This window comes from Aliiroseovarius conchicola (assembly GCF_041403445.1).
In the GTDB taxonomy this organism is placed as follows: Bacteria; Pseudomonadota; Alphaproteobacteria; order Rhodobacterales; family Rhodobacteraceae; genus Aliiroseovarius; species Aliiroseovarius conchicola.
Window position 1 is genome coordinate 104275 of sequence record NZ_JBGEHL010000005.1, and the last position, 21257, is coordinate 125531.

18 protein-coding genes are annotated in these 21257 nt (G+C 54.3%); 8 read left to right on the forward strand and 10 right to left on the reverse strand.

Annotated features, from left to right (window positions below):
- Positions 1 to 5 precede the first annotated feature (5 nt).
- The 7 genes from V6N04_RS10485 to cysQ all read right to left on the reverse strand — a co-directional run bounded on the left by V6N04_RS10485 (position 6) and on the right by cysQ (position 8036).
- Positions 6 to 1421, reverse strand: coding sequence for a nodulation protein NodH (locus V6N04_RS10485; RefSeq protein ID WP_371170111.1), 1416 nt, complete (start codon positions 1419 to 1421; stop codon positions 6 to 8).
- Between the two features lie 4 nt (positions 1422 to 1425).
- Entirely contained in the window at positions 1426 to 3123 is a 1698-nt protein-coding gene (locus V6N04_RS10490; RefSeq protein WP_371170112.1) for a DUF5927 domain-containing protein, read from the reverse strand.
- A complete protein-coding gene (locus tag V6N04_RS10495) occupies positions 3120 to 4076 on the reverse strand; it encodes a glycosyltransferase family 2 protein (protein ID WP_371170113.1) in 957 nt (318 codons plus the stop codon). The genes V6N04_RS10490 and V6N04_RS10495 overlap by 4 nt, the downstream gene beginning before the upstream one ends.
- Positions 4077 to 4260: 184 nt before the next feature.
- Positions 4261 to 5238: a glycosyltransferase family 2 protein gene (locus tag V6N04_RS10500; protein ID WP_371170114.1), complete on the reverse strand. Its 978-nt coding sequence runs from the start codon at positions 5236 to 5238 to the stop codon at positions 4261 to 4263.
- Between the two features lie 66 nt (positions 5239 to 5304).
- Positions 5305 to 6201, reverse strand: coding sequence for a UTP--glucose-1-phosphate uridylyltransferase GalU (gene galU / locus V6N04_RS10505; protein ID WP_371170115.1), 897 nt, complete (start codon positions 6199 to 6201; stop codon positions 5305 to 5307).
- A 230-nt stretch (positions 6202 to 6431) separates the two neighbouring features.
- Positions 6432 to 7235, reverse strand: a complete 804-nt coding sequence (locus V6N04_RS10510; RefSeq protein ID WP_371170116.1) for a 3-deoxy-manno-octulosonate cytidylyltransferase — start codon at positions 7233 to 7235, stop codon at positions 6432 to 6434.
- Between the two features lie 3 nt (positions 7236 to 7238).
- Positions 7239 to 8036: a 3'(2'),5'-bisphosphate nucleotidase CysQ gene (gene cysQ, locus V6N04_RS10515; RefSeq protein WP_371170117.1), complete on the reverse strand. Its 798-nt coding sequence runs from the start codon at positions 8034 to 8036 to the stop codon at positions 7239 to 7241.
- Between the two features lie 135 nt (positions 8037 to 8171).
- Here cysQ and V6N04_RS10520 point away from each other — a divergent pair, with 135 nt between their 5' ends.
- Positions 8172 to 8993, forward strand: coding sequence for an ABC transporter permease (locus V6N04_RS10520; protein WP_371170118.1), 822 nt, complete (start codon positions 8172 to 8174; stop codon positions 8991 to 8993).
- A 21-nt stretch (positions 8994 to 9014) separates the two neighbouring features.
- On the opposite strand, the gene V6N04_RS10525 is transcribed toward V6N04_RS10520, so the two are convergent.
- Positions 9015 to 9638 (reverse strand): alpha-ketoglutarate-dependent dioxygenase AlkB family protein, encoded by a 624-nt coding sequence (locus V6N04_RS10525; protein ID WP_371170119.1) that lies wholly within the window; start codon positions 9636 to 9638, stop codon positions 9015 to 9017.
- Between the two features lie 193 nt (positions 9639 to 9831).
- On the opposite strand from V6N04_RS10525, the gene dnaK reads away from it, so the two are divergent.
- The 3 genes from dnaK (at position 9832) to radC (ending at position 13793) form a co-directional block, all read left to right on the forward strand.
- The gene (dnaK, locus tag V6N04_RS10530; protein ID WP_371170120.1) at positions 9832 to 11751 is read left to right on the forward strand and encodes a molecular chaperone DnaK; all 1920 of its coding nucleotides are present in this window, start codon (positions 9832 to 9834) and stop codon (positions 11749 to 11751) included.
- A gap of 67 nt (positions 11752 to 11818) precedes the next feature.
- Positions 11819 to 12967 (forward strand): molecular chaperone DnaJ, encoded by a 1149-nt coding sequence (dnaJ, locus tag V6N04_RS10535; RefSeq protein ID WP_371170121.1) that lies wholly within the window; start codon positions 11819 to 11821, stop codon positions 12965 to 12967.
- 52 nt (positions 12968 to 13019) lie between these two features.
- Positions 13020 to 13793 (forward strand): RadC family protein, encoded by a 774-nt coding sequence (gene radC, locus V6N04_RS10540; protein WP_371170122.1) that lies wholly within the window; start codon positions 13020 to 13022, stop codon positions 13791 to 13793.
- 3 nt (positions 13794 to 13796) lie between these two features.
- On the opposite strand, the gene V6N04_RS10545 is transcribed toward radC, so the two are convergent.
- A complete protein-coding gene (locus V6N04_RS10545) occupies positions 13797 to 15356 on the reverse strand; it encodes a substrate-binding domain-containing protein (protein ID WP_371170123.1) in 1560 nt (519 codons plus the stop codon).
- A gap of 177 nt (positions 15357 to 15533) precedes the next feature.
- Positions 15534 to 18218: a preprotein translocase subunit SecA gene (gene secA, locus V6N04_RS10550; protein WP_371170124.1), complete on the reverse strand. Its 2685-nt coding sequence runs from the start codon at positions 18216 to 18218 to the stop codon at positions 15534 to 15536.
- 180 nt (positions 18219 to 18398) lie between these two features.
- On the opposite strand from secA, the gene V6N04_RS10555 reads away from it, so the two are divergent.
- The 4 genes from V6N04_RS10555 (at position 18399) to V6N04_RS10570 (ending at position 21252) form a co-directional block, all read left to right on the forward strand.
- Positions 18399 to 19283, forward strand: a complete 885-nt coding sequence (locus tag V6N04_RS10555) for a peptidylprolyl isomerase (protein ID WP_371170125.1) — start codon at positions 18399 to 18401, stop codon at positions 19281 to 19283.
- A 16-nt stretch (positions 19284 to 19299) separates the two neighbouring features.
- The gene (gene argJ, locus V6N04_RS10560; RefSeq protein ID WP_371170126.1) at positions 19300 to 20601 is read left to right on the forward strand and encodes a bifunctional glutamate N-acetyltransferase/amino-acid acetyltransferase ArgJ; all 1302 of its coding nucleotides are present in this window, start codon (positions 19300 to 19302) and stop codon (positions 20599 to 20601) included.
- Positions 20602 to 20623: 22 nt separating this feature from the next.
- Positions 20624 to 21022, forward strand: coding sequence for an 8-oxo-dGTP diphosphatase MutT (gene mutT / locus V6N04_RS10565; RefSeq protein ID WP_371170127.1), 399 nt, complete (start codon positions 20624 to 20626; stop codon positions 21020 to 21022).
- Positions 21023 to 21111: 89 nt separating this feature from the next.
- On the forward strand, positions 21112 to 21252 hold the full coding sequence (locus V6N04_RS10570; RefSeq protein WP_371170128.1) for a hypothetical protein: 141 nt from the start codon (positions 21112 to 21114) through the stop codon (positions 21250 to 21252).
- The last annotated feature ends 5 nt before the right edge of the window (positions 21253 to 21257 follow it).

Consider the following 21257-nt stretch of genomic DNA (forward strand, 5'->3'; position numbering starts at 1 on the left):
GCGGCCTAGCGATCACTCCACGGGCCAAATCCGAACATCATATAGTCCCGCTGATAGAGCTTCCGCACAGCGGCTTCGATACAGTCCGTGTAAACATCCGTCAGCGGATGCGGGGCAACCGGCGATGTGGTGGGTAAGTTTGGCGCCGCCTTCTCACCCAGTTCGGTCAAGAGACCTGAGAGCCCAACCTCAAGCTGATCCTCACGCAGTATGGCGTCAGGTAACGTAAAGTTGGCAAACCCTTGAATAGCGACTGATTGTGAAGCCCATGCAGGATCAATTGCAACTCCTGTCTGTCCCCCCATCGCCTTACCTGCGAACTCGATAAACTGCTCGAACACCATCCTATGGGTCAGAAGCGTCCAATTCTGGTCAATATCCTGTGGCAGATCGACCCCATAGCTGCTTCGCAGAGCATCTTTCAGGTCTGCTCGGGGGTCATTATCGCGGGGTGCCAGCAACGTACAGAACGCATCATGTAGCCTTGCAACTGGATGGCGCACAACCGTGAATGTCCGATGTGACTTGCGACGCCGCTTCCATTGCCGCAGCGTTTTTTGCGAGAAGCCTTGCTCGATCTCGCCTTCCTTCTGCATCCAGCTTTTCACCAAATCTGTTGGCCCGCCCGCGATCGGCATGAAAATCAACCCCAGCGCATCAGAAGCAATGTAGCTTTTCAACGCTGGCGCGCGACCGGGCTCGAAATTGGGCACCTTGTGCAAGTCGAAGATGTCAATTCGATCAACCACCGAAGCCATGTGTTGGAAGTTCTGCACCTTGTCGATCAGAGCTTCTGGATTTTGCTTTTTGAACTTGCCCGCAAACTCCGAAATCTCGGTTGTTTCGCCCAGGAACCTTGCTAGCCCGTTGACCACATCTAGATCCTGAGCATCTTCGTAATCCAGATAGAACGCCGTTTGCCCTGTACGCTGCAGGCGCTCTTTGATCATAAGCTGGAAGCTTTTCATGCGATAGAAAAGCCGTTCGAACTCCTCAGGGATAAACCGGGCCTTCGCCTTTCGAACATTCGCAGCATCGTTGAGCTGCCATTGGTCCGTCGCCATCGCGATCCGGCGCGAGACATAGGCGTCAACTATGTTGCGGGTCAAAACAACTTTAGCACAGCTCGGATCATCCATCAGCGCATCAAACACGCGTGGATCATGGTCATGGAAAAACCGAAAACCGGGCAACCCATCTGTCTTGTCTTTGATCCGCGTCAGAAGGGAAAGCGGGTCGGCGTCCCGCTGCGCCACCGTGATACCAAACAATTCGTCGGTATTCGGAGTCACCATGAAATATGGATTGAACGCTTCTCCATAGCAGGTCAGGCCGGGAAACAGGTCTAGATTGCTTTCCAGAAAGTTCGAACCCGTGCGCATCTCTGCAAATATTACGAAGCATTCGAAATTGCGATTCATGTCTCTATTTCACCAGAAAAGGCTTACGTTGGATGCGTTTTGTCGGCACCAGATCGTGCCCGACCGGGAAGTCACCCATTAGGTACGGCTGCATCCCTTCGTTCTTTAAGTCCTGTAAGAATTGTCCGAACCCCTTCAGCGGCTTCATCTTGGGAAAGTTTGAAATCCGTGCGCTGTGTTGCGGTCCGATATCGTCAACGATGGAGTGCAACGGCTCTATCGGGTTTAGGACAAAATCAGCCAATGACCATATATGAGTGCGTGCACGAGCGCGCCGGGATCGGAGCGCTTGGATATGTTCGCTTTCTATCTTCTGTAGACGAGCGGCTTCGCGACGGACGGTCGCAAAGTCGTCATCGGACTGAAACAACGGCACCGCCCACGCACCGGTAACCAGGTAGACTCTGGCGTTTGGATCGCTGGCAATCGTTGCCGAGACGTCTTGGGTGTCACGCGGTCCAAACTGAAAACACTGGCGTTCACCGCGGGTGTTCCAGATCAGATTCGTTAGAAAGGCTTTGCTGTTATAGTCCCGCAGCTTGGCCCCCGCGCTCTGAGCGCCGAAGAACTCGTCTTCGCCTCCTGCGAAATGCGCCCGATCTGGCGCATAAAGATGCCCATGTACACGCGCATTCACGGTTTCGTTCAACCACCCCTGAAAATTCTCAAACAAATCCGAGAAACCTTCAAGAACCGCATAGCGCGAGGCCGTGACGCTTGCTTCAAACTCGCCGCGCGGAAACCGGCTTTGCATGTAAAGGCCCGGTCGGCCTTTTGTGCGACGCTCGATCGCTTTGGTGAATATGCTGTCCAACTTCCCGGGATTCGGTTCGGCCGACGACCCTATTTCAGGCCCATCGGACAGGAAGCTGGAATAGAGCTTATCAGCGTGACGCCAGACTTTCCGCGCCACAAAGCAATCGGAACGCCGCAACAGCTGAATATGATCATCGTAGAAAATATGCGGTTTGCCCTGATAGTCGAATTTCGACAAAGTTAAGGATCGACTTTCAATCCGTGTTGAATGCCGCCTTACGAGGGTCTGATAATAGCTTTCGTCGGGAATCCAAACTTGCTTGAAGTATCGATCATATGTGGTTCGGTTCGGATCCATCAAAATGGTCGAAAGAGTTTGCCGTGTAAGGCACCACCACTGACTCCCCAAATGTGGGACCAGCCCCTCCGGTACCGAGCGCCTAAGCCCGATGCGTCGCTGAAACGAGACAAAAGTGTCAAACAGGCGGCGGTGTCTCTTCCACGAAAATGGAAAGCGCAGAGTGAAGCGCTCAATGTCCAGGCCACCAATTGTCCATGGAACATCTTCAGTCGTCACACTTTCAATGAAATCTGTCTGGGGTCGATGGCTAAGGTAGCTCACCATCTCTGAGATCGGGCGCAAAGGCAGACAGCTTCCTGATACAAGCATGACATGACCAACTTCTGGAAACGCCTCTAGCATAAGCTCGGACGCTGCCTGACTGGCGACAACCAACGACCAGGTACCCCATTCACAGTGTCGACGGTTGCAGAATTTGACCCGATCCAGATCCGCTAAAGAAGAGACAAAATCGACATAGTCAGCATCCGATACGCGATCATCTACATGAATCACAACTGGGCACCCGTGTGTCGCCCAGTGCCGAACCAACTGTTCACCACGGTCCAACGCATCATGCACGAGCATCACGATCCCAAGTGTCATGCCCAATTCCCCTTGGACATCAGACCCAGCATTTCTAGCTGTCGCCAGTTCAGATACTTTTCGCTCCATGGGCACCAAAGGTCTGTGTCAGCCTGAGCGGCACCATAGGCCTGGTATTCGTAACCACCTGCGTAATGCTCTCCACGCTCAAGTTCCTCGGATGACTTTGTTGTAAACGTATCCAGAAACTTTGCGTGCAGCAGGCATCCCGATGTTTTTTCACCACCCAACTCATCATAGACAAGGTTCAGTCCACGGGGCAGGAGCGCGTGCGTCGAACTGACATATGTGTAGTTTCGGTTCCACTTCACCAGCGGCACCTTATTCAACGCCGGAGCCTTTCTAGGCCTGTCCTGAAAAAACGCACGCGCTCTAGGACCGCCCTGTATCCACAGATTTCCAAGCAGAGCATTTTTGGCTAGCGTATAGTTGCCACTGTCAAACCAGCTCGCGATTTCAAACGGGTTTTGGCCAACCTGATACGGTTGCGCGTCAAGCGGTCCTTTAGGATACATATCCAGCAACATAGCTCCAAACGACCTGATTTGCGCCGAGTCCAGCCAATCTGTAAGCGCTCGTAGAGGCCGGGTATCACAATATGGGTAGACAAGAAATTCGTCGGGATCGACCACCAACGACCAGTGACCGTGGGCGTGTTTTCGTTGTAACCAGTTTAGCCAATCGACTCCATAATGTGCATTTTTATAGCTAGCATCTGTCGTCCAAACAGACACATCCGGCTGCTCGGCCAGGTATTCCGCGGTCCCATCATCAGAGCCATTATCGACGAACAGGAAATGATTAACCCCAAGATCGCGATAATAGTTCAGGAAATATGGCAGGCGTATCTGCTCGTTTCGAACAGTGGAGAAAGCCAGAATATCGGTCTGTCTGATCTGTGCTGTCCGATCTTGAAGAGCCGTTAACTCTCGACGCCGGCGGAACGCACGCATCTGTCGATATTTTCGCCTTAGGCGTAGCCGATATGATTCCCAGACACCCAACTATCCGCAGCCCATCTGAGCAATATCTTGCAAGCAAGATATATGTCCACACTGGGAAGGATGGTTTCTCCTGGTATTCACAATCGGCATCGCACCTTCGTTCATATGTCTGACACTTGTATTGAACACTTGTCTAATCCCACCCGCCACTGGAAAGAAGCCCCAATTCAACAAGCTGTCGCCAACCTTTGTAAGCTGTTGCATCACTGTGCCAAAGATCGGGATCCGAAGCGAGCCAGTCGTAGTAGGCGTCAAACTGGTCTGGTTGCCCGAAATGCTGTTTGCGTGCCTTTTCTTCAACGGCCCGCCGGGTGACGCCTGGCAAGAATTTGGTATGCAGCAGAGCCCCAGATAGTCGGGTGTCGTCCGACACCGATTTTGGACCATCCCACTCCAGGTTAAGTCTGGGAGGCAATAGTGAGTGTGTCGAATTCATATAGGCAAAGCGCCTATTCCACCGAACCAAGGGAAACTTATTTAGTGTCGGCGCGCGTTCTGGTGTCTTGCTAAAAAAGGACCGGTCTCGTGTTCCGCCTTGCATCCAGAGGTTCTTTGCTGGCTCTTGACGGGTCGCCCGATAGGGACCGGCATCAAACCAGTTCAGCACTTGCGTCGGATCCTGCCCCGGCTGATGGCTCTGCTGACCAAGGGGGCCCTTGGGAAACAGGTCCAACATCAATGCGCCCAATGCCGTGGCACCTGTTTCGTCAAGGCGCGCTGTCAGTTCTTGCAACGATCGCTTGTCATGATGTGGATAAATCAACAGTTCATCTGCATCGACGGTCAGGCACCACTCATCGTGACCATATCGAAACTGCAACCATGTGGTCCAATCCACACCGAACCGGGACGCCTTGTACCCCGCGCTTGTTCGCCAAAGCGAGACATCTGGTTGATCTGATAACAGGGCTTCGGAGTCGTCGTTGCTGTCGTTCAAAACGATCAGAAAATGCCCGGCGCCCAACGACCGGTAGTGAGCAAAAAAATAAGGAAGACGCTCGGCTTCATTGCGCATAGTGGCGAAAACACGGACCTGACCGGATGACATCCGATCAGTCCGGTTTACGACGGCCTCGAGATCACGGCGTGCCCGGATTGAGCGCCAGATCAATCTGCGGCGCTTCAACCTAAGACGATGTGCCGTCCAAAGGTCCCAGGCGGCATTCGCCACAGCCGGTTACTCGGCCGCCTTTTGCTGTGCCACAAGATCATGCAGATAACCCGAGAACTCTTCACGCAGCTCTTCGCGGGCCATACCGAACGCGACGGTTGCCTGAAGGAACCCTGCCTTCGATCCGCAATCAAACCGTTGACCACGGAAACGGTAGCCAAAGACATCGCGATCTTGTTCAATTTCTTCGGCGATGGCATCGGTCAACTGGATCTCTCCACCCGCGCCGCTTTTCATTCGGTTCAAGCTACGCAGCACATCAGGAGTCAGAACATAACGCCCGATAACGGCAAGGTTGGACGGCGCTTCTTCCAAGGACGGTTTCTCGACCATACCTTTAACCGAAACGATCGATCCCATATCCTCTTTCACATCAAGCACACCATAGGCGCTGGCCTTTTCTGCGGGAACCTCCATAGCGGCGACCATGCAGCCACCGGTTTCCTCATAGGCCTCGACCATCTGTTGCAAACACGGTTTCTCCGCCGCGATAACATCGTCTGGCAGAATTACGGCGAAGGGTTCGTTGGCAATCAAACGACGAGCACACCAGACGGCATGACCCAAACCCAAAGCCTTGTGCTGACGCATATAGGCGATCGCCCCGCTTTCCATATTGGTATCTTTCAAGATATCCAACAAAGCGTCTTTACCCTTCTTTCGCAGCTCTTGTTCTAGCACGGGTGAGTTATCGAAATAGTCTTCCAAAGCGCCCTTACCGCGCGACGTGACAAAGATGAATTCCTTGATCCCCGCCGCACGCGCCTCGTCAATGGCGTATTGAATTAGCGGGCGGTCCACCAGCGTCATGATCTCTTTCGGAATCGACTTCGTTGCAGGAAGAAATCGAGTCCCCAGACCAGCGACCGGAAATATAGCTTTTGTGACCTTCTTACGCTTCATGCAGATACCTCTGTTTCCACTTATTCCGCCTTATCACTTGGCGGATTACTCATTACAAAATTGGGTTACTTTAATTGCATCACCTCAATGGGTGAAAATTCTGACAACATCGTGGCAATTGTTCACGATATTGATTTAATACCACATTTTTCACAAGAATATTCCATTATTAGTGGAGCCCATTTAAACCAGTGTCGCAAAGGTTGGCGAATGACGTTTTTGGTTCGCAACTATTCGACCCCACGCAGCAAAAGAATAGCTTCGATTCGCGCGACGTCCTCCGGATTGTTTAATTCCCAGAACTGCTGGCCTTTTCCATCAACCTCAACACACTGGATCGGTCGTTCGCGCTCCAAGAACCGCAACTGCTCTAGCCCCTCCAGCGCCTCCAACGGACCGACGGCCCAGCGTGGGTACGCTGCCAGCGCCGATGGCCTATAGGCATAGACACCTACATGATGAAAAACCGGCGTGGGTTCGTCATCCTGCCAAGTATTTCCGGTCGTATAAGGGATGACCTCTTTCGAGAAGAACAAGGCCTTACCTTCGGCGCCGAACACGACTGTTGTGGCGCCAACCCGTCCGGCACGCCGATCTTCCATAAACCCCGACAGCGCGCGGCCATCACAACGCAACACCGGCGTTGCGACCTCTGCGGTGGGGTGGGCGTCCAACCCCTCGATCAACTCCTCGACAAACCAATGTGGCGTAAGCGGCGCATCCCCCTGGAGGTTGACGACAATGTCGTATTCTCCGCCCAGCGCATCCAGCGCCTCTGCACATCTTTCCGTACCATTTTGACATTCCGAAGAGGTCATGACGACATCTGCACCAAAGCCTTCTGCCTCGGTCCTGATCCGGTGATCATCTGTTGCCACGACGATACGCTCAACGCCTCGAACGGCCTGCGCAGCGTCCCAACTACGGCGGATTAGAGACTTATTTTGCCCACTCACCCCGCGCAACGGGACGAGCGCTTTGCCCGGATATCGAACCGAGGCATATCTGGCGGGAATGACAATCAGGACGCTCATGTCTCAGGCCTTTTTCAGGTCAACTCCGGGCGCATACGCGATGAAAAACGGATTCTCGTAGATCGGCTTTCCATAGGTCAGTGGCGTGTGATCATCAAAGCGCACAACATCGCCGCCTGCCCCTTTCAAAACCGCATGCCCGGCGGCCGTATCCCACTCCATCGTACGCCCAACGCGCGGATAGATGTCCGCCTCGCCAGTCGCGACAAGACAGAACTTCAACGAGCTGCCCGCTGATTTCATGTCCTTAACGTGATACTTGCCGATATAGTCGTCGGTTGCCTGATCTCGGTGGGACTTCGACGCGACAACCATTAGTGCGGCGTTGTCCGGGTTTGAGACGTTGATCGAAGACAGTGATCCGGTCGTCTGGGGATCAAATGGACCCGCTTCTTCAACACTGACCCCATCCGCGCGGGTAAAGAACATCCGAGATTTGGCGGGTGCATAGACCACACCGCGAATTGGCACACCGTCAACGACATAGGCGATGTTGACGGTGAAATCGCCCCGGCGGTGAATAAATTCCTTGGTACCGTCCAGCGGATCAACGATCAGGAAGGCATTTGCTTGCTCCGAATGACTGTCAGCCTGTTCTTCCGTCACCAAAAGCACATCCGGGAACGCCTGACGCAGCCCGTCGGAAATCAGAAGATCAGCCGCTTCGTCCGCCGCCGTTACAGGGCTGTCGTCTGATTTTGCCCTGACATCAAACTCGTCTGAGTTGTAAATCTCCATAATCACATCACCCGCCTCAATCGCGACCCTGCGCATCACACTTTCCAGTTGGTTAAAATCCACGATAATGTTCCTTAACGGCTTGCCAAAAAAGCGACAAAGTTGATGGCTATTGTCGAAACACTTATGATCTGTGAGTAACGGAACGGCAAGATTTCCCTGCGAGTATCTTCGTGATGCAGGACAGAAGGCAGCGCGATGTTTGAAGTAAAGGTCAACAGAACAAGATTCGAGGCAGCCGTCTCGATGATGTCGGTGATCTATCACGCGACGGTTTTTGGCATTCGAAAGACCCAAACCAACGCGATCATTGCTCTGCTGGTTAACATCACTCAAACACTAATGCTTGTGGCAGTGTTTTTTGTCATGATGTCTGTCATGGGGTTGCGTGGAAGCGCCGTCAGGGGCGATTTTTTGCTCTATATTCTGTCGGGCGTGTTTATGTTTATGTCTAATATCAAGGTGCTTAACGCCGTCTTCAAAGCGGCGTCCTCGACATCTGCCTTGATGTTGCATAGCCCGATGAACACCTTGGTCTCCATTATCTCAACTGCAATTGGGTCTTTGTACATACAGGTTCTCTCGGTATTTTGCGTATTATCGGTTTATTCGCTAGCCGTCCGACCCATCGAAATTTACGACCCCGCTGGTGCATTTGCGATGTTATTGCTCGCTTGGTTCAATGGCATTTCGGTCGGAGTGGTTTTTCTAGCGCTTAGGCCTTGGTTCCCACAGTTCACCGAGATCGCGACGACTTTCTATACCCGTGCAAATATGTTTGCGTCTGGGAAGATGCTGCTAGGTAATACGATACCTAGCGTCATGTTGGTATTGTTCACATGGAACCCACTGTTCCACATCATCGATCAGACCAGAGGATATGTGTTCATCAACTACAACCCCCACTACAGCAACGCCACCTATCCGCTGGTGGTGTCATGTGTGCTGCTAGTTTTGGGTATGATGGGGGAAAGCTATACACGCCGCCATGCATCTATCAGCTGGAGCGCTCGACAGTGATCCGCTGCAGCCTTTGTGTGGTCAGCTAGTATCCACGACCCGCAGCGTAAGATTAATCCGGCCGTGATCTTTCAGCAGGCCTGACGACCCAAACCTCAGCCGATCGACACCGTGATAGGCCAGTCGCGCCGCGCCGCCCATCACCAGCACATCGCCCGATTGCAACCAAGTCGATTGTGTCCGCCCGCGTCGTTCGGGTCCTCCTATCCGAAACAGTGCATCATCACCCAGGCTGATCGATACCACCGGATACGAATAATCCCCTTCATCCCGGTCTTGGTGCATCCCCATTTTGGCACCTTCTCGGTAAAAGTTGATCAGGCAACAATCCGGCTCCCTCTCGACATCGGAAACTGAGCGCCAAACATCACGCACAGCCTTGGGGATGTCTGGCCAGGGCGCTCCATCCGGATGTCGCGCCTCGTAACGATAGCCCCGCCGATCCGAAACCCAACCTAACCGCCCTGCCGACGTCATCTGTACCGACATTTGTTTGCCAGACCGGGTCACAGGATGAAAAAACGGTGCCTGCGCGACCACATCCCGCAACGTCATGACCAGCGATTTCTGCGCGTCCTCGTCCAACATTGCTTTGAAAATCTTTGCCCCGTTCAGATCGAGCGAGGCTTTGTTGCGCGCTATCATGGTCAAAACCCTAAATTGACTCGTTTTTTTACCCAAAAGCCGCCTCATGAACGGTTGCAGGCTTCATTCACCCTACTTATATACCCCGAGACGCCGGATTGGGGCACGCCCAACCGGTCAGAAATCTGGGATCTGGGACCGATGCTTTGCAAGGTCGGCTCTCATAACATCGCCTAAGAAAGGGTTTTGAATAATGGCTAAAGTCATTGGTATCGACCTCGGCACCACGAACTCCTGTGTTGCCATCATGGACGGCTCGCAACCGCGAGTCATTGAGAACGCTGAAGGTGCGCGTACAACGCCTTCGATCGTCGCCTTCAAAGATGAAGAGCGACTGGTAGGCCAGCCGGCAAAACGCCAGGCTGTCACCAACCCCGACAACACCGTCTTTGCCGTGAAGCGCCTGATTGGCCGCAACATGCAAGACCCTGCTGTCGAGAAAGATAAAAAGCTTGTTCCCTACGCAATTGTCGACGGCGGCAATGGCGACGCTTGGGTTGAAGCTGCTGGTGAGAAGTACTCTCCCTCGCAAATTTCGGCCTTCATTCTGGGCAAGATGAAAGAGACAGCGGAAAGCTATCTTGGTGAAGAGGTGACGCAAGCTGTCATCACCGTTCCCGCATACTTCAACGACGCACAGCGTCAGGCCACAAAAGATGCCGGCAAGATCGCTGGTCTTGAAGTGCTGCGTATCATCAACGAGCCGACTGCGGCGGCATTGGCCTATGGTCTGGACAAGCAAGAAACGCAAACCATCGCGGTCTATGACCTTGGCGGCGGTACTTTCGACGTAACCATCCTTGAGATCGACGATGGACTGTTCGAAGTGAAATCGACCAACGGCGACACGTTCCTTGGCGGTGAAGATTTCGACATGCGCATCGTTCAGTATCTGGTCGATGAGTTCAAAAAGGAAAACCAGGTCGATTTGTCGAAAGACAAGATGGCCCTGCAACGTCTGAAAGAAGCTGCAGAGAAAGCCAAGATCGAACTGTCTTCCGCGTCGCAAACCGAAATCAACCAGCCCTTCATCTCGATGGGTGCTGACGGCGCGCCACTTCACATGGTTATGAAACTGACCCGTGCCAAGCTGGAAAGCCTTGTAAACGACCTGATCAAACGCTCGATGAAGCCTTGCCAAGCTGCGTTGAAAGACGCTGGCCTGTCGAAGGACGACATCGACGAGGTGGTTTTGGTTGGCGGTATGACCCGTATGCCAAAAGTGATCGAAGAAGTTTCGAAATTCTTCGGTAAAGAGCCGCACAAAGGTGTGAACCCAGACGAAGTGGTTGCCATGGGTGCCGCCATTCAAGCTGGTGTTCTGCAGGGCGACGTCAAAGACGTTGTTCTTCTGGACGTGACCCCGCTGTCGCTGGGTATCGAAACGCTGGGCGGTGTCTTCACCCGCCTGATCGACCGCAACACGACGATCCCGACGAAGAAGTCGCAGATCTTCTCGACCGCGGAAGACAACCAGAACGCCGTGACCCTGCGTGTGTTCCAAGGTGAGCGCGAGATGGCAGCCGACAACAAAGTGTTGGGCCAGTTCAATCTGGAAGACATCCCACCCGCGCCGCGCGGCATGCCTCAGATCGAGGTGACCTTTGACATCGACGCCAACGGCATCGTTGAAGTGGGCGCTAAAGACAAAGGCACAGGCAAAGAGCAGAAGATCACCATCCAAGCTTCGGGCGGTCTGTCAGATGACGACATCGATGCAATGGTGAAAGACGCTGAAGCCAACGCCGAGGCCGATAAAGAGCGTAAAGAGCTTGTCGAAGCGCGCAACCAGGCCGAAAGCCTGATCCACTCGACCGAGAAGTCGATGGAAGAGCATAACGACAAGGTCGACCCGACCACGATCGAAGCCATCGAGCTGGCGATTGCCGCTCTGAAAGACGACCTCGAGAAAGAGGACGCCTCGGCTGACAAGATCAAAGGCGGCGTTCAGAACGTGACCGAAGCGGCCATGAAACTGGGCGAAGCGATCTATAAGTCGCAGCAAGATGAAGCTGCAGGCGAAGAACCCGAGGAAGCTGACGGCCCCTCGGCGGTGGATGACGACATTGTCGACGCCGACTTCGAAGACCTCGACGACGAAAACAAGCGTTAAGTCGGTTTAGGTAACGGGCGGGGCTGCCTGGCGGCCCTGCCCCCTCCCAAAGGGAGACAGATACCCCATGTCAAAGCGTGATTATTACGAGGTTCTCGGTGCTGCCAAAGGCGCGTCGGCGGACGAGCTCAAGAAAGCCTATCGCAAGAAGGCCAAAGAGCTTCACCCTGACCGCAATTCGGACAACCCGAATGCCGAAAGCCAGTTCAAAGAAGTGAACGAGGCTTATGACGTCCTGAAAGACGCCGAAAAGAAAGCTGCCTATGACCGGTTCGGTCACGCCGCTTTCGAAGGCGGTATGGGCGGACGTCCGGGGGGCGGACATCCCGGTGGCAATGGCGACTTCGCCAGCGCCTTTTCGGATGTGTTCGACGATTTGTTCGGCGACTTCATGGGCGGTGGAGGACGTGGCGGAGGACGTGCGCGTACTCAACGTGGTTCAGACCTGCGCTACAATCTGCGGGTGACACTAGAAGAGGCCTACTCTGGGCTTCAAAAAACCATCAATGTTCCGACGTCGATCGGCTGTGACGAATGTGACGGCACCGGTGCGGAAGCCGGTGCAGAGCCGACAATGTGCCCGACCTGTTCGGGCATGGGCAAAGTGCGCGCGCAACAAGGTTTCTTTACCGTCGAACGGACATGTCCGACGTGTCAGGGCACTGGCCAGATGATCCAGAACCCCTGCAAAAGCTGCGGCGGCGCCGGGCGCAAGGAAAAAGAGCGCTCGCTGTCTGTGAACATCCCTGCTGGTGTTGAAACCGGCACACGCATTCGCTTGTCTGGCGAGGGCGAAGCGGGTTTGCGCGGCGGTCCAACTGGCGATCTGTACATCTTCATCGACGTCGCGGATCACCCGATTTTCGACCGCGAAGGTACGCATCTGCATTGCCGCGTGCCTGTCTCCATGGCCTCAGCCGCCATGGGTGGCGATATCGAGGTGCCGACCATCGACGGTGGCCGTTCACGGGTGAAAATCCCGGCTGGCAGCCAATCAGGGCGACAGATGCGCTTGCGTGCAAAGGGTATGCCGGGCCTGCGTGGCGGTCCGAATGGCGATATGTATATCGAACTTGCGGTGGAAACACCGGTTAACCTCACGTCTAAGCAAAAAGAGCTTCTGCGAGAGTTCGAAAAGCTCTCGGAAGAGAACAACCCGGAAAGCTCGAACTTCTTTTCGAAGGTTAAAAGCTTTTGGGACAGCATGAAGGGTTAACAGCTATTAGTTGTTAACCCTCTGTTCACCAATTTCAGTGCAGTTTGCTCTTATGACCGAGAGCAGACAATTCCAATTTGATGAGATGCCGCAAGCACTGTTTGATACAGACGAAGCGCCCGTTATTCCCGTCAAACTGAACGACGGTAAGCTGCCGTCCTATATCAAAGATCACCGCAAAAGGCTGAGGGAACGCTTCATGTCAGGCGGGGCGCAGGCCATGCCGGACTACGAGATGCTCGAACTTGTCCTGTTTCGGGCCATTCCGCGGCGCGATGTAAAGCCGCTAGCCCGCAAGCTTTTGGATACATTTGGTGATTTCAATCGGGTGGTCACCGCCTCACAAGAGCGTCTACGCGAGGTTCCGGGTATTGGCGAAGCGGTAATCACAGAACTTAAGATTGTCGAGGCATCGGCCCACCGAATGGCACGTAGCCGAGTTATCCAGCGGCACGTTATTTCCTCGTGGGACGCGGTTCTGGACTATTGCCACACCACTATGGCCCATCGCGACACGGAACAGTTTCGCGTGCTGTTTCTGGATCGCAAGAACGTCCTGATCGCGGATGAGGCGCAAGGCACCGGCACCGTCGACCACGTCCCAGTATATCCTCGCGAGGTGGTGAAGCGGGCTCTGGAACTGAATGCCTCTGCGATAATTCTTGTCCATAATCACCCCTCGGGCGATCCAACGCCTTCGGACAACGATATCCAGATGACGGCGCAGGTGAATGACGCAGCTTCGGCACTAGGAATTACACTACATGATCACCTGATCGTCGGAAAGTCGACCGAACTAAGCTTTCGTGGATCGGGATACCTATAGGGTCTAATTCACCCAAATTTCGACCCGGCGGTTCACACCACGACCCCAGGCACTATCGTCGCAAGCCATTGGCAAGGCTTCTCCAAATGCTTCTACCTGCAAATCCACACGATCGGGGTTGAAAGCCTCTAACTGTGCCGTGACGAGATCTCGTACAGCCGTTGCCCGCTTACGCGCGAGGCCAAGGTTTTGGGCCGCCGCCCCCTGCCCGTCAGAGAAACCGACAAACACCATGGTCCGCCCATCGAAGCGGCCGCTTTCCAGCGCTTTGGCCAGCAGCGCGACATTTGATTGTGACGGTGCATCCAACAAGGTCGAGCCGCCTTCGAAGCGAAAACTGATCGACAAGCGGTCTTTGCCGTTCAAGCTGCCCACAAGGCGTTTCAACTCCAGCAGATCAACTTCGGCACCCGACGCAGCGATAGCGTTGGCCATCCGATCGCCTTGGCCATCTATTGGAATACGCGTTAAAGCCTGGTCGACGAAACCCGCCCGCCGCGTCACGAACTGCGCGCTATCGGTTCGAAGATAGGCCAGCAGCTCTCTTGCTAGTAGCGGTAAACGGCGTTCTGGCAGATAAAGATACATCGGCATGGTCAGCGGATAGTCCTCCGCTTTGATAGACTGTGCGGAGGCTTTAACCTCAAACCCGCATTTTCCCGACAGCTGGACGACCTCTCCATTTCCCGGCTGCATAAAAGACGAAATCGCAATCCCAAACGGGTCCTTCGACAATGCATCCGTCAGCGATTTGTTTGATGGCATGAAGCGAACCCGGTCCGACAAGGTCACGCCTGTTGCTGCAATGACATCTTGCATAAAGGCCGGACCAAATCCTTCTTCGATATCCACCAGATAAGGTGTGATCGGAGCTTCCTCGCCACCCAACTCACTCCAGTTCGTAATTTTCCCTGCATAGATGGCCGCCAGCTGGGATACGGACATCCGTTTAACCGGGTTCCCCGGCGCCACCACAGGCACCAGCGCATCCAACGCCAGAACGCGGCTTTGACGTGCAATACGCAAATCTCCCAGCCCCGCCTCGCGTGCCATACTGCGTTCACGGGTCGACGCTTCACGCATCGACAACACCATGTCCGCTTGCTGTCCCAACAGGTCAGCAAACCCTTCCGCACTTGTGGTCAGCTTGATCGAAATGCGAGCCTGTTCCTGCCCGGAAGCCCCATCATAGAGAGTGTAAAGCGTTCCAACGCCCAGCAGCTCCTCGCGTTTCAGGGCATAGCCCTGCCGAAGCGCGAAGCCTTCGACCAACGCCGGGAACAACACCTCACCCATGCTGTGCGCACCAGATATCGTAAGCTCCGCTACAAACGGTCCGAGGCTGGGGCAGCCCGGGCCCTCGCAAGACACGCCGGTGCTATCGACGGTTAGAATCCCGAATTCTGTATCGACCCGATAGAATTCTCCGTCGAACGTCAACAGGGTGCCGGTCAATACGATTGTACCGTCTCGTGACGTCAGCGTGACGTCCTCGGCCACCGCCACCACGCTGGACAGCAGCGTGATGCAAATCGCCGCAAGCAGCTTTTGCAGTCCCTTCATGAAAAATCCCGACCCACGCGTTTCATTGCGCAATCATCTGGATTGACGCGCAAGATTTCAACCACGGATATTAGGCAGTACACGATTAAAACGTTTCGCGGAAATCCAAAGACACAACTTGTTCGCACAGCACCCGTTTCGGCTTAACTTACTGTGACGAGTCTAAGCCGGACCGCATTAGGACAGGCGCCCGTGGCAATGCTTGAACTTTTTGCCGGATCCGCATGGGCAAGGATCATTGCGCGTCGGATTGCCCCAGGTTGACGGATCGTTCTCGTCAAACCCATCGTCAGCTGCATCGCGTTCATCCTGCGCAACATCCGCCGCGGCGGCCATCGCCTGCTGTTGGCGCAACATCTGTTGCATCATTGCTTGCTGTTCGTCCTGAGACATCGGTCGGATCTGCGACAGTTTCTGCGTCACATCTGATCGAAGGCCGTCCAGTAGACTTTCAAACAACTGGAACGCTTCGTTCTTGTATTCGTTCAATGGATCGCGTTGTGCATAGCCACGGAACCCAACTACTGATCGCAGATGATCAAGGGTCAAAAGATGTTCACGCCATTTGCTATCAATGGTTTGCAAGATCAACTGCTTCTCGATCGACCGCATAGTATCAGGGCCGAACTCTGCCGCTTTCTTGGCCATGAACTCGTCCGACGCGTCGTAAAGTCGTTCGCGAATGCTGTCGTCATCGACACCTTCTTCGGCCGCCCAGTCAACAACCGGCGTCTCAACACCAAGGTTCTCAACAACTGAGCTTTGCAAACCATCCGTATCCCACTGATCGGCATAGGATTTCGGTGGCATATGGGTATCAACAAGATCGTCAATCACCTGATGACGCATATCGCCCACAATCTCGGACAGGTCATCTGCTTCCATGATCTCCAAGCGTTGGCCAAAGATCGCCTTACGCTGGTCGTTCATCACGTCATCGAATTTGAGCAGCTGTTTACGGACGTCAAAGTTGCGACCCTCGACCTTAGCTTGAGCACGCTCCAAAGACTTGTTGACCCATGGATGAACAATGGCCTCGCCTTCCTGCATTCCGAGCGTCGAAAGTACTTTCTCAAGACGTTCCGAGCCGAAGATGCGCATCAGATCGTCTTCAAGTGACAAGAAAAACGAAGATCGTCCCGGGTCACCTTGACGGCCAGACCGGCCGCGAAGCTGATTATCGATCCGGCGGCTTTCATGGCGCTCTGTCGCCAACACAAACAATCCGCCGGCGTCTTTGACGGCCTGCTCGTCAGCTTCATGCTCGGCCTCGATCCGCGCGCGAATGTCGTCCGGATGGGTGTCTGGATCGGCGGCAATTGCCTCCATCACTTTGAATTCTACATTCCCGCCAAGCTTGATGTCGGTCCCACGGCCAGCCATGTTCGTCGCGATAGTAACAGACCCTAACTTGCCTGCATCGGCAACAATTTGGGCTTCACGCTCGTGTTGTCGCGCGTTGAGAACATCGTGCTTAATGTCAGCTTCAGTCAGCATATTCGACAACATCTCGGATTTCTCGATGGATGTTGTGCCAACCAGCATTGGCTGCCCTTTTTCGTGGGCTTCACGGATCTCCTCGACCACCGCTTTGTATTTTTCACCGGTTGTGCGATAGACCGCATCGTGGTCATCGATCCGCGCGATGGGCTTGTTGGTCGGAATCTCGACCACACCCAAACCATAGATTTCGCTGAATTCGTCAGCTTCGGTCAGGGCCGTCCCGGTCATTCCACTAAGCGTGCCGTACAGCCGGAAATAGTTCTGAAACGTCACCGAGGCGAGCGTCACGTTTTCCGGCTGCGTCTTACAACCCTCTTTGGCTTCGATTGCCTGATGAAGCCCATCGGATAGGCGGCGTCCTGCCATCATACGACCGGTAAATTCGTCAATCAGGACGACCTCGCCATCACGCACGATGTAATCTTTGTCCCGTTGGAACAGTTTGTGCGCACGCAGGCCTTGGTTCACGTGGTGAACGATTGTGGTGCTTTCTGGGTCATAGAGCGATTGACCTTCTGGCAACAATCCCCGCGCAAGCAGGATCTCTTCAAGAAATTCATTACCCTCCTCAGAGAAGGTCGCACCACGGTTCTTTTCATCGATGGTATAGTGCTCATCCGTAAGCTCAGGGATCAGCGCATCAATAGTGACATATAGTTCAGATCGATCTTCGGAAGGGCCGGATATGATCAAGGGGGTGCGCGCCTCGTCGATCAGGATCGAATCAACTTCATCCACGACGGCGAAATTATGCCCACGCTGGGACATATCTTTCAAATCCGACTTCATATTGTCGCGCAGATAGTCAAACCCAAGTTCGTTGTTGGTGGCATAGGTCACGTCGCAAGCATACGCCGCGCGCTTCTCAGCCTCGTCTTGATGCGGATAAACAACGCCTGTTGTTAGACCCAGCGCCCCATAGACCTTGCCCATCCATTCGGCATCCCGCTTGGCAAGATAGTCGTTCACGGTGACGATATGCACACCCTTACCAGTCAAAGCATTCAAATACGCGGGGAAGGTCGCCACGAGCGTTTTACCTTCACCTGTCTTCATTTCCGCAATGTTTCCGCGGTGCAGGAAGATGCCGCCGATCAGCTGCGTGTCGAACGCCCTAAGGCCCAATGCGCGCTTTGCTGCTTCGCGGCAGTTGGCAAAGGCCTCTGGCAGGATCGCTTCCAGCTTCTCGCCGCCGGTCGCGCGTGCTCTCAACTCTTCGGTCTTGGCAATGATGCCGTCATCCGTCAGCGCTGCGAACTCTTCCTCCAGCGCGTTGATTTTTTCAACGATCGGTCGGGTCGCTTTGATCATACGGTCATTGGGTGTTCCAAAGACCTTGCGCGCGATTTTTCCAAGCATGTTTTTCTGCCTCAATGCGGTTCTGACGCTGGTGTGACGAGAGGGAACTTGCCCGTCCCTGCATGGCCCCCTATCTAGGAACCCAAGAACCAGCGCTCTCAAGCCTTCAAGCGATGTAAGCGTCGGGTGTAAAACTGTCAATGTTGCCGGGGTCTCCGGCCTGATTTGAGGACAAAAATCATGTTGAAACGCAGCGTATTTCTTCTGGGGACCGCTATGTCGGTTGCCGTTGCCTTGCCGGTGATGGCGCAAGAGACAGCGACAGCCGAAGATCAGGCCGTCGAAATGATCGACGTTACCGGCGACACTGTCTTGGCGACCGTAAATGGCGACGACATCACAATGGCACATGCAATTATGGTGCGCGCCAGCCTGCCCGAGCAATTTCAGTCACTGCCAGACGATGTACTGCTGCCAGGTATTGTCGAACAGCTGGTACAGCAAGCCGTTCTAGGTCAGGCCATGGGCGAGCTTAGCAACCGTGCCGAGATCCGGTTAGAGAACCAGCGCCGGGAACTGGCCGCCAACGACAAGGTCGAGGCGCTGATCGCAAGCGCTGTTACGGACGAAGCGCTTCAAGCGGCCTATGAAAAAGTATATGCCGATGCGGAGCCAACGAAAGAGTTCAACGCATCGCATATTCTGGTCGAGACTGAAGAAAAAGCCAAAGAGCTGATTGCTCAACTGGAAGGTGGCGCGGACTTTGCTGAGCTTGCGAAAGAAAACTCCACCGGGCCATCTGGACCCAATGGCGGAGAGCTGGGGTGGTTCGGCCCCGGTATGATGGTGAAGCCTTTCGAAGACGCCGTGATGACAATGAACGATGGTGGTATTTCCGGCCCGATTCAGACCCAGTTTGGTTGGCACGTAGTAAAGCTGAATGAAAGCCGTATGGCCGGTGCGCCCCCGCTTGACGATGTCCGCGCAGAGCTCGCAGCCCAGATCGAAAATGACGCGGTTGAGCAAGCGCTAAACACTCTTCTAGAAGCCGCAACGATTGATCGCATCGCGCTTGAGGGGATCGACCCTTCAAAACTGCGTGATATGACACTTCTGGACAACTAAACCGGAAGGCACGGGGATGAGCAAAGACACAAAGATCAAAAAGCTGAAGAAGAAGCTGCGCAAAGCCAAGGCCCGTTTGGCCGCCGCGAAGGTGCATACTCACCCCGTGTCACCACTTGCCCCGCCAAACTTCCCCGATCTGCCCGTCATTGATGGTGCAAGATTTTCGGCGGTCAAAGCGGGTGTGAAATACACAGATCGGCTGGACGTCATGCTGGCCGAACTGCAACCGGGCACCACAATTGCAGGTGTATTTACCAAATCTGCGACCCGGTCGGCCCCTGTTCTGGATTGCCAGGCCAAACTAGGCAGCGATCCAAGCGCTGGGGCCGCTTTTCTTGTCAACGCGGGAAACTCAAACGCGTTTACTGGATCGGTCGGGGATGGGTCAGTAGATGCCATAACGTCCGAGGTTGCACAGACCTTGGATGTGCCAAGAAACAGGGTCTATACCGCCTCAACTGGTGTAATTGGTGAACCTTTACCCCATGATCGCATTACGGCGCGTATCAGCGAACTGAAAGGCGCGCTAGCATCCGAAGGGCTATCCGCTGCTGCCCAAGCCATCCGTACCACAGACACGTTTGCCAAAGGGTCCTGCGCCGAAGTTGAAATCGATGGTCACACCGTCCGCATTGCAGGAATTGCTAAAGGCTCTGGCATGATCGCGCCGGATATGGCGACGATGTTGGTGTTTATCTTTACTGATGCAAAGGTCGCCCAATCTGACCTGCAGACAATCCTGTCAGAGTTAAACACAACGACGTTCAACAGCATCACTGTTGATAGCGATACATCGACGTCGGATACGGTCTTGCTTGCGGCCACGGGGGCGTCAGGCTTGGATGTTGACAAAAACAACGCCGCCTTCAGCACGGCTCTGAACAACGTGATGCAAGATCTCGCTATTCAGGTCGTTCGCGATGGCGAAGGGGCGACCAAGCTTATCGAAGTCAGTGTGACCGGCGCGAAATCCGACGATGACGCACGCACTCATGCACTTGCGATCGCCAATTCGCCGTTGGTAAAAACCGCCATCGCCGGAGAAGATCCGAACTGGGGCAGGGTGGTCATGGCTATCGGAAAGTCGGGCGCGTATGCAGATCGCGACAAACTGTCGATCCGTTTTGGCGATATTTTGGTGGCCGAGAATGGCTGGGTCTCGCCCTCGTATCGCGAGGAAGACGGGGCAAGTTATATGCGACAAGAGGAACTGGCTGTCTCGGTTGATCTTGCCGTCGGGAGTGGACGGGCAACCGTCTGGACCTGCGATTTGACGCATGGATATATCCAGATCAACGCCGATTACCGGTCGTAGGCCGGCGCTCAAGGAGTTCTCTATGAAAGTCGTTCTTGTTTCTGCTGTCGCATTGATTGATCGCGATGGACGCATATTGCTTGCGCAGCGGCCCGCGGGAAAATCCATGGCAGGGCTATGGGAGTTTCCGGGTGGAAAGGTCGAGACAGGCGAGACGCCCGAACAAGCGCTGGTGCGAGAGCTTCACGAAGAGCTGGGCATCAACACTTGGACATCATGTCTTGCACCCTTGACCTTCGCCAGCCACAGCTATGATGATTTTCACCTGTTGATGCCCGTCTTCGCGTGCCGGAAATGGGACGGGCAACCAAAACCGCAAGAAGGTCAGACACTTAAATGGGTAAGGCCCGAACATCTTCGCGACTATCCCATGCCCCCAGCGGACCTACCCTTGATCCCAATACTACGCGACTGGCTGTAATTCGCCCAAATGCGACAAAATTGTGATCTGTATCACTATTCCTGTTAAGGTTGTGCCGAATCAGTGCTTTTGGATTGGGGAGAATTCAGATGTTACGTACGATCATGATTGGCACTTGTGTCATGGTACAGGGACAGTATGTTCGCGATCTTTCTGACGGGCGCATCGTCGTTCGGGTTGAAGACCGCCTGTTTTCGGGGCGCCCTGTGGCCCAACGCAAAGCTGCGTAAACTTA